The 16767-nt window shown below is 31.2% G+C and carries 14 protein-coding genes; 8 read left to right on the top strand and 6 right to left on the bottom strand.

Features of this window, described 5'->3' with window-relative positions; genetic code table 11:
• The first annotated feature begins 3 nt into the window (after positions 1 to 3).
• Positions 4 to 2388 carry a hypothetical protein gene (locus NH26_RS04590; RefSeq protein ID WP_044222199.1) on the top strand — a complete coding sequence of 795 codons (2385 nt, stop codon included), beginning with the start codon at positions 4 to 6 and terminating at the stop codon, positions 2386 to 2388.
• A complete protein-coding gene (locus NH26_RS04585; protein WP_044222197.1) occupies positions 2361 to 4982 on the top strand; it encodes a hypothetical protein in 2622 nt (873 codons plus the stop codon). The genes NH26_RS04590 and NH26_RS04585 overlap by 28 nt, the downstream gene beginning before the upstream one ends.
• A gap of 50 nt (positions 4983 to 5032) precedes the next feature.
• On the opposite strand, the gene NH26_RS04580 is transcribed toward NH26_RS04585, so the two are convergent.
• The 3 genes from NH26_RS04580 to NH26_RS04570 form a co-directional block, all read right to left on the bottom strand.
• Positions 5033 to 5749 carry a YebC/PmpR family DNA-binding transcriptional regulator gene (locus NH26_RS04580; RefSeq protein ID WP_044222195.1) on the bottom strand — a complete coding sequence of 239 codons (717 nt, stop codon included), beginning with the start codon at positions 5747 to 5749 and terminating at the stop codon, positions 5033 to 5035.
• A gap of 25 nt (positions 5750 to 5774) precedes the next feature.
• Positions 5775 to 6356, bottom strand: a complete 582-nt coding sequence (purN, locus tag NH26_RS04575) for a phosphoribosylglycinamide formyltransferase (RefSeq protein WP_044222192.1) — start codon at positions 6354 to 6356, stop codon at positions 5775 to 5777.
• 135 nt (positions 6357 to 6491) lie between these two features.
• Positions 6492 to 7400 (bottom strand): ROK family protein, encoded by a 909-nt coding sequence (locus NH26_RS04570; RefSeq protein WP_044222190.1) that lies wholly within the window; start codon positions 7398 to 7400, stop codon positions 6492 to 6494.
• 122 nt (positions 7401 to 7522) lie between these two features.
• On the opposite strand from NH26_RS04570, the gene NH26_RS04565 reads away from it, so the two are divergent.
• The gene (locus NH26_RS04565; protein WP_044222188.1) at positions 7523 to 9694 is read left to right on the top strand and encodes a SpoIIE family protein phosphatase; all 2172 of its coding nucleotides are present in this window, start codon (positions 7523 to 7525) and stop codon (positions 9692 to 9694) included.
• A 35-nt stretch (positions 9695 to 9729) separates the two neighbouring features.
• Here the strand turns inward: NH26_RS04565 and arsC are convergent, their stop codons facing one another.
• The 3 genes from arsC to meaB all read right to left on the bottom strand — a co-directional run bounded on the left by arsC (position 9730) and on the right by meaB (position 11761).
• Positions 9730 to 10071, bottom strand: a complete 342-nt coding sequence (gene arsC / locus NH26_RS04560; RefSeq protein ID WP_044222186.1) for an arsenate reductase (glutaredoxin) — start codon at positions 10069 to 10071, stop codon at positions 9730 to 9732.
• 89 nt (positions 10072 to 10160) lie between these two features.
• Positions 10161 to 10571, bottom strand: coding sequence for an acyl-CoA thioesterase (locus NH26_RS04555; protein WP_044222571.1), 411 nt, complete (start codon positions 10569 to 10571; stop codon positions 10161 to 10163).
• Between the two features lie 194 nt (positions 10572 to 10765).
• Positions 10766 to 11761 (bottom strand): methylmalonyl Co-A mutase-associated GTPase MeaB, encoded by a 996-nt coding sequence (gene meaB, locus NH26_RS04550; protein ID WP_044222184.1) that lies wholly within the window; start codon positions 11759 to 11761, stop codon positions 10766 to 10768.
• Between the two features lie 380 nt (positions 11762 to 12141).
• On the opposite strand from meaB, the gene mce reads away from it, so the two are divergent.
• The 5 genes from mce to NH26_RS04525 all read left to right on the top strand — a co-directional run bounded on the left by mce (position 12142) and on the right by NH26_RS04525 (position 16586).
• Complete coding sequence (gene mce / locus NH26_RS04545; RefSeq protein ID WP_044222183.1) at positions 12142 to 12546, top strand: methylmalonyl-CoA epimerase; 405 nt, start codon at positions 12142 to 12144, stop codon at positions 12544 to 12546.
• Positions 12547 to 12890: 344 nt separating this feature from the next.
• Positions 12891 to 14453, top strand: coding sequence for an acyl-CoA carboxylase subunit beta (locus tag NH26_RS04540; protein ID WP_044222180.1), 1563 nt, complete (start codon positions 12891 to 12893; stop codon positions 14451 to 14453).
• A gap of 7 nt (positions 14454 to 14460) precedes the next feature.
• Positions 14461 to 14823 (top strand): OadG family protein, encoded by a 363-nt coding sequence (locus tag NH26_RS04535; RefSeq protein ID WP_044222176.1) that lies wholly within the window; start codon positions 14461 to 14463, stop codon positions 14821 to 14823.
• 12 nt (positions 14824 to 14835) lie between these two features.
• Entirely contained in the window at positions 14836 to 15255 is a 420-nt protein-coding gene (locus NH26_RS04530) for a biotin/lipoyl-containing protein (protein WP_044222174.1), read from the top strand.
• A 35-nt stretch (positions 15256 to 15290) separates the two neighbouring features.
• The gene (locus NH26_RS04525; RefSeq protein ID WP_044222172.1) at positions 15291 to 16586 is read left to right on the top strand and encodes a sodium ion-translocating decarboxylase subunit beta; all 1296 of its coding nucleotides are present in this window, start codon (positions 15291 to 15293) and stop codon (positions 16584 to 16586) included.
• The last annotated feature ends 181 nt before the right edge of the window (positions 16587 to 16767 follow it).

Here is a 16767-nt window from a genome sequence, read left to right as displayed (position 1 = left end):
CTCATGTTATATCATCCTCAGATTACTCAAGAGGATGTCATTAAGAACATTTCAAATCCATACCATTGCTTTAAAGAAGCCATTGATAGTCTTAAAAACTTAACTACTCAATGGAATAACTACGAGCTACATGATACAGGAATAACCTTAATAGAAGGTATGTCAGCGTTATTCTCTGACTTAATTATTCGTTCTAATGCATCTTTTTGGGACTCTCTAATTTCAGAAGATAATAGTTCTGTTATATACCCTAAACACTATTTTAAAAATCTATCCTCTTTTTCTGTTGAAAATTTACAGAGGTTGATGCTTAATGATCTACAAGCTATTGATAAATTATTTTTCTTACCTCTTAAGAAAGAGAACCACTTTATTAATGGCTGGTTTGATGTATACATTTTACCTTTCTATAATGATACAGCAATTGAAAAAGAGGTCATCATTAAATACCAAGAATATCGAAACCTCTCTGAAAGAATAAATCAAATTCAATTTATTAAGGAATCTGATGTAACAGTTGATCTGACCATATATCTAAATGATACATTTCAACTAGAATATATTAGCGAAGAATTTGGAAAGCGTTTATATCAATTCATTTATAAAACAAAACAGATAAATGATTACCCAAATTTTATTCAAATGACAAAAGGGTATGATATAAATGAATTAAAGACTTCTTTATTAAGTATTAAGGGGATAAATAATGTACACCTTGATGAGATTACAGTTAATAATCAAGTGATTGAGTTACTAAATGTCAAAACATATTTCCCAATTATTAAAAATGAAAACATCAGGATTCAGTTTATTAATTCCTTTAACGATAAACTCTTAGATTCATTTTCTTCTATTGATTTTTCTTTTAAGAAAGAGAAGAAAGAAGAGTTTATTCAAAGACCTCCTTTAAATTTTAATATTGATAAAAAGAATATAAAAGAGCTATTACCCTCGGTGTTATATGATAAGATAGTAGAGAATAAGGCCTTTGATGTACTGCTTCAAAGTTTTCAAAAAGTATATGATGATCAGATTAATCATTTATTAAGCTTATCAGATTATTTTTCATATCAAACATCAAATTATTGGATTGATACTTTTGAAGAGACGAATGATCAACTCAACTTTTACCTTTCTTTGTATAATATCTTTTTAGAAGATAGATTAATTGAAGATGATTTTTTTTATCAATCAAACCAGGAAAAACAGCATAAAATACTATCCTTTAAAAGAAGAGTTTTAAAAGACCTTTCTCAATATATCTTGGATAGGTGTAGAGGTGAAAATATTTTTTTAGGAGATTCAAACGTTCCTTTATTAAAACAATTAGGTAGTCGTTTAGGCATACAATCTCTGGTGTCTGATACTTTTGTTTCCACATTTGAAAGTGAAAGGATCGAAATAATACCGCATTTATTACCAATTGATACTGAGGTATCAGAATGGGTTGGACCAAGTTCAAATAATTCATTCCCTGATTCATGTTCAGTAATAATTGATGAAGTCTTACTTCATCAATTAAATGATCGCATTTCAATTTATTATCAGCAAGTAGATCAATGTTTTCAATTAGAACTAGAAGGTAAAGTTTTAGCAACAGTATCATCAGAAGATGAGGCGATCAGTTTGGGGCAGTCTTTTGAAAAGAAAATCGTTAATGAGCTCTCTTCATTAGAAGGAGGGTTTTTAATAGAACATCAAAATTTATTATCGTTATTTCATGAACCCAATTTTGGTTGGTACTTAACAGATTCGAATGCTAAACCAATCATGAAAAGTGATCAATATTTTAAGATAGAATCACTTAATTCGATAAAACATCTAATAGAGGAACATTTTAACTCAGAAGATAATTTTTATGTAACTCAAGATGAAAATCTGAATAATTGGATTTGTTTCAAAATACCATCTTCAAATATCACTTTTACCTCTTTAGAATCATGGAAAGAAGTTAGGAAAACTTATAAAATTAAGGAGCTATGGGTTGAGTATTTTCTAAACTACAGAGAAGTAAAAAAAATCGATGATAAAGTAATGGCATATCATCAAATAAATGGGTTTGAAGATCATTTGCCATTAGATTTTTTTGACCATAGGTTGTCATTAATTTTTCCCGCCTTTTTACCAAGATTTCAAAAAGAAAGTTTTAGAAACAAAATTGAGGGAGAGGTATCAAATATTAAAGGTGTTCATCAAAAAATAGATATCTATTATCTATCCTTACAAGAAATGATATTACTGGAAGATTTATTGAAAAAACTAAAAACACTCTTAAAAAGAGAACTTATAGAAATGCTTACTACTTCCGAAAAAGTTCTTTTAAATCAACTCAAAAACCGCTTAACGAATCTTTTAATACAATGGAACTTACTGCTTCAAAACAAATAACATATCATCATTATATTCAAGACTATATTTTAAAAAATCAGGAAGAATCTTTTCTATTTTTATACCCCAGTGAAATAGATATTCATTTGCATAATGAAAATTTAAAACTTACTCAAAAACAACAAGATGGAAAGGTGATTTACTTTATCCCTGATGTTGAAATTTTTGTAGATAGTAATAATCAAAATATAGAAGTAGAGAAACTGATTTCGGATGATACCATTCAATATCTTTTGTTTGTCAATTTTAAAAATATTAAATCTAAAAAGATTCAATCTATCTCTGGTGATCATATAAAAAAAATAGTGTATAGTACCTTAAATCAGGATTACACTACTTTAGTTTTAAAAGAGGATTATAAAGTTATTCAGATAAAAGAATATGCATATACTATTGAAGAGATTAATGACCGATTACAGCACTTGAGATTAGATGTGTCCCCTTCATTTATTTCTAAATTGTCGAAAGCATTATCTTTTTATGCTACTTATCAGATTAAATTTCTATTAGATTATATCTTTTATGAAAATAAACTGCCTCTTTTTTTAGAGATGCTTTTAGACAGTAATCAAAGAGATGATGTAATTGAAAAGGTATTGTATAAAGTCCTTTTTAATAACGATAAACACTATTGTATTGATTTAGTCACTAGGTTTTCTCAATGTTCTTTCAATGATTTTATACAAAAAGACAGTATTAATATATCAAATAATGAGGTATTAAAATTTATAGAGCAGATCCCATTCTATAAGTCTCTTTTTTCGATAATAAATAAGGATGACAATTATATTATTCTTTTAAATAATAAAGAAGTTTTCAAATACTCTGATGAAATACAAATCATTACAAAACAATACCAGAAATGTAATGATATGGCAAGAACAATTTTAAGGAATTATAATGAAATTCATCAACAAAAAATTGATAGTAAGTTATTTAAAGAGATTAAACAGTTTATTGAAAGTGATGTTTATCAGGCCTCTATTAAATGTTTTTTTCCGAAAGAGTGGTTTGTATTAGAAGAACATTATTACCTGGAAGTAAAGAAACAGGAGGCCTATAATAAAGCAGATAAACGAGTGGAAAAGAAATCATTGTGGTTACGTAGGTTTTTATTTTTTACAGGAATAATCGTACTATTTTATTCAATCGGATTGTTAGTGTTTTCATTTCAAAAGTCACTCATTGCAGAAAAAGAAAAGCTTAATGCAATAGAAGCTTTATCAATTGCTGAAGAACAAACACAAATAGCTCAAAATCAAAAGAACATAGCCAATAAAGAAAAAGAGAATGCTTTTAAAGCTCAGAAAACTGCTGAAAAAGCCACACAAATAGCTAAAATTCAAAAGCAGAATGCTTTAGTTGCTAAGAAGAATACAGAGAAAGCTTATCAAGAGGTAATTATTCAAAAGGAAATGGCAAATGCTGCTTTGTTAGTGGCGAAAGAAGAACAGAGAAAAACATTAAAAGCGAATCGAGAAAACGAAAGACTTCAGAATTTATCTACGTCAAAAGCTTTAGCATTTGCAGCCCATAATGTTACAGATGATACAATTAGTTTATCTCTAGCTTTACATGCAGTAAAAGGGTATTTAAATAATGGAGGAGAAAACCAAGATGCCTCTTATTATAGTACGCTTTTGAAATCTTTAGAAAGAAATGAAGGTAAGCATTATAATGTCATTGGACATCAGGAAAACAGTATTAGAAAGTTACTTCAAGTAGATAATGATGTACTAATGATTGATGGAGTAGGGAATGTTTTTTCATTAATAAATGATGAAAAGTTATTTGCTTTAAATCAGATTATAAATGAAGCTAAATTTATTCAGGGCAATATCGTATTAATAGATCATCGAGGTAATTTATCAGTATATGATAAAGATTTTAATATGATAGCAAATGACTTTGATAAGATAAAGTTTATACCACTAATTATTGAAGGTGATCATCAGATATTTTTATCAGATGAAAATTCTACAATTTATAGTTTTGATTTTAAACAATTGAATAAATTAGGGAGTATAGATGGGTTTGGTAAAGTTACTGATATGCTTTCTTATGATAAGTTTTTGTTAGTGAGCACAGATAAAGGTTCTTTGATAAAATACTCAGACTCATTGCAGGTAATTACAAAATTTTCAACTTCTATATCATGTTTAAATAGAATCAATAATTATTTATTGATAGGTTTTGAGAACGGAGCAATACAATCTTTTGATCCAAATGATAATTACTCTTTCATAAAAGAATTTCATCAGCATGGTTCTCGTATTAAAGAGCTTATCGCTATCAATAATGAGATGTTTATAAGCTTGAGTTTTGATGGGACTTGTAAAATATGGGCTTTGGATAAAGCTCAAAATGATCCAATTGCTTTAGTGGGGCATAATCATTGGGTTTTGACGGCTACAATTCTTGAAGATAAGTTATTGACTGCAGCAATGAATGGAGAAATTCGGACTTGGGAACTTCATCTAAAAAATCTTTTGAATACAGTATCAGAAAATAAGGTGGAAGCTTTATCTCATGAGCAGTGGAATAGATACGTAGGAGAGGAGTATGATTTTCATTCCACATTTAACCTTCAGTAAATACTATATAACATAAAAAAAGGCAGTGAATATTCACTGCCTTTCCTATTTTATTCCATTGTATGAAATACATTTTGTACATCATCATCGTCTTCTAATTTCTCTAGTAACTTGTCTACTTCCTCTTCTTGTTCTGGAGTAAGTTTTTTAGTTACTGTAGGAATTCGGTCTAATCCTGATTTTACAATTTCGTGTCCAGCTTCTTCTAAAGATTTTTGTAAAGAACCAAAACTTGAGAATTCTCCATAAATCATAATTGTATCGTCTTCATCGTCAACGAAAACTTCTTCAGCACCAAAGTCAATTAGTTCTAGTTCTAATTCTTCCTCATCAATTTCCCCTTTAGCAATTTTAAAGTGGCATTTGTGATCGAACATAAACTCTACAGAACCAGAAGTACCTAAACTACCGTTACATTTGTTGAAATAACTACGAACATTAGCTACAGTTCTGTTATTATTATCAGTAGCCGTTTCAACTAATATTGCAATACCATGAGGTGCATATCCTTCAAAAAGCTTTTCATCATAATTTGATGTATCTTTATCATGTGCACGTTTGATGGCTCTATCAATATTATCTTTAGGCATATTTTCTGCCTTACAGTTTTGTAAAACTGCACGTAATCTTGAGTTTGAATCAGGATCAGAAGAACCACCTTCTTTAATAGCAATAACAATATCTTTACCCAAACGAGTAAATGTTTTTGCCATGTGAGCCCAACGTTTTAATTTTCTGCCTTTTCTAAATTCAAATGCTCTTCCCATTGTAATTATATTTATATAAGATCATTTAGTTAGCTTCCTGTAAAGAAAACTCACTAATTAATTGTTCGATAACTCTTGGAAAATAAAAATGTTCCAATTTTAATACTTTAGCAGCCACTTCTTCAGGAGAATCAGTAGCTTCAATTGCCGTAGTTGCTTGTAATATATATTGACCTTCGTCGTATTCTTGGTTACAATAGTGAATTGTAATACCAGAAACAGATTCTTTATTTTTAACCACCGCTTTATGTACATTTATTCCATACATACCTTTACCACCATAATTAGGAAGTAAAGCTGGGTGAATATTTACTACTTTTTGATCGAAATAATTTAAAATGTTTTTATCGATAAGTAATAAGAAACCTGCAAGAATAATGAAGTTAACGTCTTCTTTTTTTAAAAAATCAAGAACAGTACCATCAGAAAAAGCAGATTTAGAAAAGTAGTGTCCATCAACATTTAGTTGTTTGGCTTTTTCTAAAACACCAGCTTCTTTTCTATTGGCTAATACAACAAATTCAATATCAGATCTTTGATCAAAATGTTGAATTATTTTTAACGCATTGGAACCTGTTCCCGAAGCAAAAATTGCAATTTTTATCATTGTAATATTAAGTTTATGCAAAGATAAAACCTTAGTGATTACTTACAAATCAATATAATTATATTAAAAAATGAGAACCAAATTAAATTTGATTCTCATTTCTCGTAAATAGACTATTTTCTATAATTAGATGATTTATTTAAGAGCAGATACTCCTAAAGATGCAGCTCCAATGATACCTGCATTATTACCTAATGTAGCTAATTTGATATCTAATTTATCAGTATAGTAATTTGGTAAGAACTCATTTATAACAGAGTACATGTTGCCTTTTAAGTAATCAAAGGTTTCTGATACACCACCTCCAATTAGGATAGTTTTAATATCAAGTACTCTTACAAGAGAAACAATTAACTCTCCAACGGATTTCCCCATTTCTTCAAATACTTTTAAAGCTAATTCGTCACCATCATGTGCTAATGTAGCAACCATCTTAGCGTCAAATTCATCAGGAAGGTTTGTGGATAGAATACCTTCTTCTTTATACTTTTGAGCCATTTCTATAATACCAGCTTTACCGATATTTTCTTCAATGGTTTTACCAGTAGATGACATGATGTGACCAATTTCTAGTCCATTACCATCACCTCCTTTAAAAATTTCGCCATCGATAACACAACCACCGCCAACACCAGTTCCTAATGTGATGAAAATATAAGTGTCAGGTAGTTCTTCACCTCCAAATTCTAACTCTCCTAAAGCAGCAGCATTAGCATCGTTATCCATGACAATAGGAAGATCTGGAAAATCTTCTTTTAAAATTGACACAAGAGGCTTATTTGAAAGTCCATTTACATTAGGTAAATCTAGTGTAGAAGAACCATCAGATGAGATAGTACCAGGGATACCAATTCCTACAGATTGAATATCTGGGAATTTTTGTAACCTTTTTGCAAGCAACTTAGAGAATTTGGCACAAAAATCGCCACCTTCTGATACAGATACCGTGGGATACTTTTTTTTCTTGATAATATTACCATTGGTGTCAACAACACCAAATTTCACATTTGTACCACCGATATCTACTCCTAAATATTGTTTCATATGTTACCTAAGATTGGGTTAAATATATTTCTTTTATAATTTTACTAAATCATTTTCTTTTTTTGATATAAAACAGAAGTATTTTTTAATTATTTGACGATTATTACTTTTTTATCTTTGAAATGAATCAAAATAGCTGTGCTAAATATATAATTCTAGTTTTCATCCTCGGGATGATGTTGCCTTTAAAGCTTTTTGCTCAAAAGGGACCTCATACTTTTGATTTATCGAATAAGGTAACTTCGGACGTGGAACGATTGTTCGAACAAAGTAATTTAGATAGTATCAAGAAGACTTTAGATATATACCAGCTTTTGATAACTGAAAAATCGAAAGTAGAAGATCAACATTGGTTAAATATTCAATATACTCATTACTTTAGATTAGAGGGTATGTTAGATTCTGCTGAGTATTATGGTAAAAAGGCCTATACAATTGCAGAAGATAGCTATAATCTTCAATTGTTAGCAGAATCAAATATTCATCTAGCTCGAATTTATTTAGGACAAAATAAATTGGTTTCTGCTTTAAATCTTTTAAAAGTGGCTTTAAAGATTGTGAGTGAGTATGATGATGTAGTTAAGAAGGGTTCGATATTAATTGATATTGGAGAAATCAATATGCAATTCAAAAAGTATGTAACAGCTTACAATAATTTTGATCAGCTTAAAAAGCTTAAAGATAAAAAGAATAGCCATCAAATAAATTATTTAAAAAGTTTAGCTCTACTAAATAAAGGGAAGATTCATGTTGAGTTGCAAGAGTATAATGAGCTAAGAAAAATAATACAAACAATTGATAGGGAAGGGTTTGTTACTCCAGAAAATGATTTCGAAGGATACATTCAATTATTATTGCTCAAAGGTGAACTAGCGATAGCTTTAAAAGACATGAAGTTGGCCAAGAAAATCTTACTTCATGCGGTTAAGGAAGCGAATAAAAAAGAAATATTATATGCTAAGTTAAATGCTTATACAGACCTTGGGAATTATTATCAAAAAGAGAATTCTTATGAAAAGGCATATGAAGCCTATGAAAAAGCATACATTATTAGTAAACAAATTAAGCACCTTGAAAGGGAATATATCATTTCAATAAAACTTGCACATACTTTAAAATACATCAATAAAGATCAATCTATTTATTTTTATAATAAGAGTTTGGTACTATCTGATAGCTTATTTAATAGGGAAAAACTAGAAGCTGTAGTTGATATGCAAACTTTTTATGAGGTTGAAACTCAAAAAAATGAAAATGTAAAACTAGAAGAATTAGAGTTTAGTCAAACATTAAAACTTCAGCAAAGGACACAAGTATTATACTTCGCGGTAGCTATTCTATTTTTATTACTGATTTTTATATACGTTACTTTTCTTACTCAAAAGAAAACGAAGAAACTTAATAACCAACTTTCTCTTTCTAATAACCAATTGGAAATCACGAAGATTGAGATGGAGTCAATGAATAAAGAATTGATTGCTAAAAATGATATTCTTAGAGATACTTTAGCCCATTCAAAAGAGCAAGGTAAACAACTCAATTATCAAAATAATAAGATAAATAGTAGCATTAAGAGTGCTCATTTGATTCAAAAATCGATTTTAACCTCTTCTCAGAGAATTGAAAAGGCGTTCCCAGAAAATTTTATATTTAACCAGCCTAAAGATATAATCAGTGGAGATTTTTACTGGTTTGTGGAAATAGAAGGATGGAAAATTTATGCTTGTGTGGATTGTACTGGTCATGGAGTTCCTGGAGCTCTGATGTCTATGATGGGTAATAGTCTATTGTATGAAATTGTAAGAGGTCGAAAAATTGTTGAGCCTTCAAAAATTCTAGAGGAGTTGAATAACTTAGTTGTTCATAATCTTCAACAAGAAGATAACGACAATAACGATGGAATGGATATGAGTGTAATCGCCATCAAAGAAAATGATTTGTTTTTTGCAGGTGCTAAAAATCCAATTTACGTTGTTAGAGATCAAAAATTAACAAAGTTAAAAGGGACACGTAAAACGATAGGTGGACAGCTTAATAATGTATATGAACAATATCATTGGAGATTACAGCCAAATGATATGGTTTATTTAACTACTGACGGCTATCAAGATCAGTTCGGTGGTGCTAAAGCGAAGAAATTTATGGTCGGGCAATTAAGGCAACTCTTTGAAGAGATAGCTTCTTACCCTACAGATAAACAAAAGAAGATACTTTCAGGAACAATTAATGACTGGATGCATGAGGGGAAATGGGAACAAGTTGATGATATGTTAATCTTAGGAATAAGGTTCTAAAAAAAGAGCGTTGAATTAATTCAACGCTCTTTTTTTTAAATGTCTAAAACTAAAGTAGGAGGTCTGCCAATAACCGCTTTATTACCTTTAATGACGATAGGTCTTTCAATCAACTTAGGATTTTCAGTCATAGCTTGAATCCATTCATCATCTGTAAGCTCTTTACCTTTGAAATTCTCTTTATAGATAGTTTCTGTTTTTCGAATCAATTGAAATGGAGCAACACCTAGCTGTTGAATTACATTTCTTATTTCATCAAAAGAAGGAGTGTCTTTTAAGTATTCTCTAATTTCGATAGAATCACTAGTATTATCTTGAAGTAATTTTAATGACTCTCTACTTTTTGAACACCTTGGATTATGCCAAATTTTTATCATGAGTAACTGTAGATTATTAAAAAACGAAGTTAAGAATTCTACTAGTTTATTAATAATTTGATTGTAAAAAGAAGGTTAGCCGTCATAGATTAAACTAATTCAAATTCCTTCTCAAATCTGCTATAATCAATACGCATTGGTTTATTATGTTCATTTAACGCAACAAATATAAATACGCTTTCCATCACTTTTTCTCTGCTATCAGAATACATGTCCTCTGAATACATTTCAAGAATCACTCTTAATTTTAATGGATCTGCCTTCTCTATTTTACCAATTACTTCAACGATACTATTAGGGTGAATCGATTTTAGAAACTTAATGTCTTCTGTTTTTACAGTAAACATTTTTTGTCTGGTGAATCTTGTAGCTGTGATATATGCAACTTCATCCATCCATTTCATTGCTTCTCCACCAAATAAAGTATTGTTTGCATTTAATGTATTCGGGAATATTGCCCTACATTGTCTTGTAATTGTTTTTCTTATTCTATCTTCCATAGCATCTACATTCAATATAAATCGAAATATACGATCATAATTTTTGAACATGATTTCTGAAGTGAATAATCATTCACATAATTACGATTTCAAAAAATCATTAATGGAGATCTAGGAGCGTTAGATAATTAGTTTTAGTGAGTCAGTAAATAATAAAGGCCGATAAATTTTAGTTTACCGGCCTTTAAAAAATCTTATTGATTATATATATCAATTAAGCGTCTTGCACCGGTGAGGGCAGGGACTTTATTTTGTATAACTTGATTTTCTAATGTATCAAGTTGAGATGCTACATCAGTATTATTATAGAAAGCTCTTTTTAAATAGCTCTCAATAGTTTCATGCATCCAGTGAAGGTTTTGTTCCTGACGTCTAGAAAAGAAATATCCTTTCTCATTCATTTCTTTTTGATACTGTATGATATTATCAAGAATCTTATCTAAACCATCTTTATTTACAGAAGAACACGTCATTACTTTTGGCGACCAACCTGTTTCTGATGGAGGAAATAAATGAAGCGCATTTTGGTATTCCACACGAGCCAATTGTCCTCTTTTTACATTATCGCCATCCACTTTTGTAATTGCGATTGCATCAGCCATCTCCATAATTCCTCTTTTAATGCCCTGAAGTTCATCACCTGCACCTGCTAACATTAAAAGTAAGAAGAAGTCTACCATGCCTTTAACCGTTGTTTCAGATTGACCAACACCAACTGTTTCAATTAATATCACTTCAAAACCTGCAGCTTCACAGAGCAACATAGTTTCTCTTGTTTTATAATTCACACCTCCTAAAGCACTACCTGCTGCAGAAGGTCTAACATAAGCGTAGGGGTCATTAGATAATTCTTCCATTCGGGTTTTATCACCTAATATACTACCTCCCGAAATTTGAGAACTAGGGTCAATTGTTAAAACAGCTAATTTTTTTTCTTGTGAAGTGATATACTTACCAAATGATTCAATGAAAGTACTTTTTCCAACACCTGGCACACCAGTTATTCCTACTCTTAAACTTTTACCAGTATAAGGAAGAATTTTTTCTAAAACTTCTTCTGCAAGAAGAATATCATTTTCAAGTTTACTTTCAATTATTGTGATCGCTCTACTTAAGATTATTCTATCACCATTGATAATACCATTAGCATATTCTTCAGCAGATAATCTCTTTCTTCTTTTATATTTCATGTCTATTTTTTTTGAAACGGGTATCGCGAACTATCAATGTAAAACTAATAATTCTTTTTTCGATTCAATACAATTAGATTAATAATTTTATTCATTAGGATATCGTAACAAACAAATTTGAGTTATACAACAATAACAAATTTTAGAAAAAATTATAAAAGATGATAAATGTGTTCGTTTTAAAGTTCAGTAATTCAGTTAATTAGAAGTGCTGTGATAATTTTAGTTATCAAATGAGTCGCTATTATATGATAATACTTTATGCTTTTGATGATGAATGTTACTGATTTTAACTCCTTCAATTGTCAATTTTACGATACAGAAAATAATACAACAGGTATTGCGAACAACAATATTAAACCACTAAAAAAAATAAGAAAATGAATATTTCACATATTGAACATATCGGTGTAGCTGTAGAAAATCTAGAAGAATCTATCAAATATTATGAAGAAGTTTTAGGCTTAAAATGCTATGCTATTGAAGAAGTAGAAGAACAAAAAGTGAAAACTGCTTTCTTTAAAGTAGGTGACACTAAAATCGAACTTTTAGAGTCTACTTCAGAAGATGGTCCAATTGGGAAATTCATAGCTAAGAAAGGTCCAGGAATGCACCACATGGCATTTGCAGTTAAAGGTATCGAAGAGAATCTTAAGGATGCAGAGGAAAAAGGAGTACGCTTATTAGATAAAACGCCAAGAAAAGGGGCTGAAGGTCTAGATATCGCATTTTTACATCCTAAATCTACTCATGGTGTTCTTACTGAACTTTGTGAGAAAAAGTAGTAATACCTTATTAACCTTGCCAAGATAAAATTAACAGCGCGAAAGCTTTTATAATTATCTACTGAGATTGTTACAAGAATAATCTTGTAACAATCTCATTTACTATCAAATTAACTCAATAAGCCTTTTACCATAACAACCTTAAAACAAACACATTAAAAGAAATTACTAACTGTGAGGCAACAAGAAATAATGTGATGGTAACTAAATTAACAAAAGGTATTATCAAGTATTAAATACTGTTGTTTTAAAGTTTAGAAATAAAGAAAACAAAATAGTAACACTTATAAATATGATCGGCCTGATTCGATCATGTTTGACAAAAGCCCTTTGGGCACAAATTTATGGGTACAAACAGAGACAAGATTAGAGAACTTGTAGAGAAACGTTCTCAAGCACGCCTCGGTGGTGGTGAAAAAAGAATTGAAAAACAACACGACCAAGGTAAGTTAACAGCTAGAGAAAGAATTAACTTGTTATTAGACGATGGTAGTTTCGAAGAATATGATATGTTCGTAACTCACCGTACAAAGTCATTTGGTTTAGATAAACAACAATACTTATCAGATGGTGTAGTTACCGGACATGGTACTATAGATGGTAGAGTTGTTTATGTATTTGCTCAAGACTTTACAGTATTCGGTGGTTCACTATCTGAAACATTTGCACAAAAGATCTGTAAAGTAATGGATCAAGCAATGAAGGTAGGAGCTCCTGTTATTGGTCTTAATGATTCAGGTGGTGCACGTATTCAAGAAGGTGTAAGATCATTAGCTGGTTACGCTGAGATCTTCCAAAGAAATATTATGGCATCTGGAGTTGTTCCTCAAATCTCTGCAATTCTTGGACCTTGTGCTGGTGGTGCTGTTTATTCTCCTGCATTAACTGACTTTATTTTAATGACTGACCAAACATCTTATATGTTTGTAACTGGTCCTAAAGTAGTTAAATCTGTAACAGGAGAGGTGATTACTACTGAAGATTTAGGTGGTGCAAATATGCATGCTTCTAAATCTGGTGTGGCACATATGATGACAGAAAATGACGAAGAAACATTATTGTTAATTCGTAAATTGATCAGTTATATGCCATCAAACAATCTTGAAGATCCTCCGATTATTCCTTGTAGTGATCCTCATGATAGATTAGATGATTTAATGAATGAAATTATTCCTGACGATCCGAATAAGCCATATGATATGCACGACGTCATTCATTCAGTTGCAGATAATAATGAATTCTTAGAAACGCATAGATCTTATGCGAAAAATATTATTACTGGTTTTGCAAGATTTAACGGTAGACCAGCAGGTATCGTAGCTAACAACCCAAGTTACCTAGCAGGTGTACTTGATATTGAAGCTTCTAAAAAAGCAGCACGTTTTGTAAGATTCTGTGATGCATTTAATATTCCAATTGTTACTCTTGTAGATGTTCCTGGTTTCCTTCCTGGTTCAGGTCAAGAATATGGCGGTATTATCCTTCATGGTGCTAAGTTGTTATTTGCTTATGGTGAAGCAACAGTTCCAAAGGTGACAATTACTTTAAGAAAGTCTTATGGTGGTGCTCATGATGTAATGAGTTCAAAACAATTAAGAGGTGACCTTAACTATGCATGGCCAACTGCAGAGATCGCAGTAATGGGTGCTAAAGGAGCGGTAGAAGTATTAGAAGGTAGAGCAATTCGTAAAATCGAAGATTCCAACGAAAGAGAGAAATTTATCCACGACAAAGAGGATGAATACACTGAGAAGTTTGCTAACCCTTACCAAGCAGCGAAATACGGATTTATTGATGATGTAATTGAGCCAAGAAATACTCGTTTTAGACTTTGTAGAGGTTTAGAGGTATTGGCTACTAAGAAAGAAATAAATCCTCCTAAGAAACACTCAAATATACCATTGTAAGAAAGTTATGGAAAATCAAACACTTCAAGTACAATTATCTGAGGGTCTAGTAGTAACCATAGTAGGTTTACTTTTGGTATTCCTTACTTTGGCTATACTATTCTTGTTCTTTAACTATGCGATGCCTGTTATTCGTAAGAATATTGATGCTAAAAAGCATCAAAAAGCAGTAGAGGTAGCACCAGTTAAACAAAAAGAAAGTGATACAACTGGAGAAGTAAATGCTGTAATTGCAGCAGCTATCCACCACTATTTGGAAGAAGCTCATGATGATGAAAACACCATCTTGACTATTCAAAAAGTGAAAAAGGCTTACTCTCCATGGTCATCAAAAATTTATACCGTTCATGGTGGAATGCTTCACCGTTAATCAGTCAAAAAAATGAAAAAATATAAATTCAATGTGAATGGTAATAATTATGCTGTTCATATCAAAAATGTAGAAGGACAAGCTATTGAATTAGAAGTTAATGGCACTCCTTATACAGTGGAAATGGAAAGAGAGATAAAATCCTCTAAAACTCCTAAATTGGTAAGATCGTCGGCTCCTAGAACTTCTGCACCTAAAGCAATTACTAGATCAGCTAAGAAAACCAATGTAGTAGCTCCATTACCAGGAACTATTGTTTCATTAAAAGTTGCGGCAGGTGATAAAGTAACTCAAGGTGACTTGTTAATGACCATGGAAGCCATGAAAATGGAAAACAATGTATTAGCAGAAGCTGACGGTGTAGTTGGTACTGTAAAAGTATCAGAAGGTCAGTCTGTACTACAAGGAGAGGTTCTTGTAGAGATGGAATAGACTTCTCTATAATGAAATAAAATAAAGAGAAACTAATGAAGCGTATATTTATCATATTTGGATCAATTGCTACTATATTAGTAGCATGGGCTACAGCAACTGCAAGCGTAGTTTCTAGCCACACTATTGGTTCAATCACCAACCAAGCAGCAGCTACTTCTTCTCCAGGTCTTAGTACTATGGCAATAGAAGGATTGAGCAATTTCATCTCTATGACAGGATTTGCGAATGCTACTGTACCTAATCTTATTATGATTGGCGTCGGCTTATTCTTTATATTTTTAGCAATTAAATATGATTATGAGCCACTATTGTTAATTCCAATTGGGGCAGGGGTGATTATTGGTAATATACCCTTCGTGGCAGGAAATCAAATAGGAATCTATGAAGAAGGTTCTGTCTTAAGTTATCTTTATTTTGGTGTTCAAAAAGGTATATATCCACCTTTAATATTCTTAGGTATCGGTGCAATGACTGACTTTTCGTCATTAATTGCCAATCCGAAGCTAATGTTATTAGGTGCAGCGGCTCAAGTAGGTGTTTTTCTAACATTCATTGGAGCAATTGCATTAGGATTTGATTTAAAAGAAGCAGCATCAATTGGTATTATTGGTGGAGCAGATGGCCCTACCGCCATATTCTTATCATCTAAAGAAGCTCCACATTTATTAGGTGCAATTGCAATTGCTGCTTATTCTTATATGGCTTTAGTTCCAGTAATTCAACCGCCTATCATGCGATTAATGACTACGGTTGAAGAGAGAAAAATTAAAATGAAACCTCCAAGAACGGTGACTAAGACAGAGAAAATCTTATTCCCAATTATTGGATTGATCATTACTACATTTATCTCGCCAAGTGCTTTGCCATTATTAGGGATGTTATTCTTTGGTAACTTACTTAAAGAATCAGGTCATACAGAGAGATTAGCAAATACAGCACGTACTTCTATGATTGATATTGTTACAATATTATTAGGGGTTACAGTGGGTGCTTCTACTCAAGCAAGTGAATTTATTACTTTAAATAGTATGAAAATCTTTGCTTTAGGTGCAGTGTCATTTGCTATAGCAACATTCTCTGGATTAGCTTTCGCTAAGTTTATGAACTTATTCTTAAAGGGAGACGAAAAATTAAATCCACTTATTGGAGCAGCAGGGGTTTCTGCAGTTCCGGATTCTGCTAGAGTAGTACAGCAAGAAGGGTTAAAATCAGATGCATCAAATCACTTACTGATGCATGCCATGGCACCAAACGTTTCAGGTGTTATTGGTTCTGCAGTTGCAGCTGGTATCTTAATGAGTTTTTTAACCTACTTCTCATCACTTTAGTAGAGTGAAATGAAAATATAAAATATGTGCCGTATTTGAAATCTATTTATGGCACATATTACCCTGCATTTATTTATCGACAATTAAAAAATTCTATTAGTTAATTGTAGTGTTATTTAATAAATGAAATAATAATGATTCGTTAAATAAAGTTTTAACCCTTCATTATCTAATAGTAAAT

The organism is Flammeovirga pacifica (assembly GCF_000807855.2).
GTDB classification, from domain to species: Bacteria; Bacteroidota; Bacteroidia; order Cytophagales; family Flammeovirgaceae; genus Flammeovirga; species Flammeovirga pacifica.
Note: the sequence above shows the minus strand (reverse complement) of the source record. Positions and strands in the feature narration are given on the sequence as shown.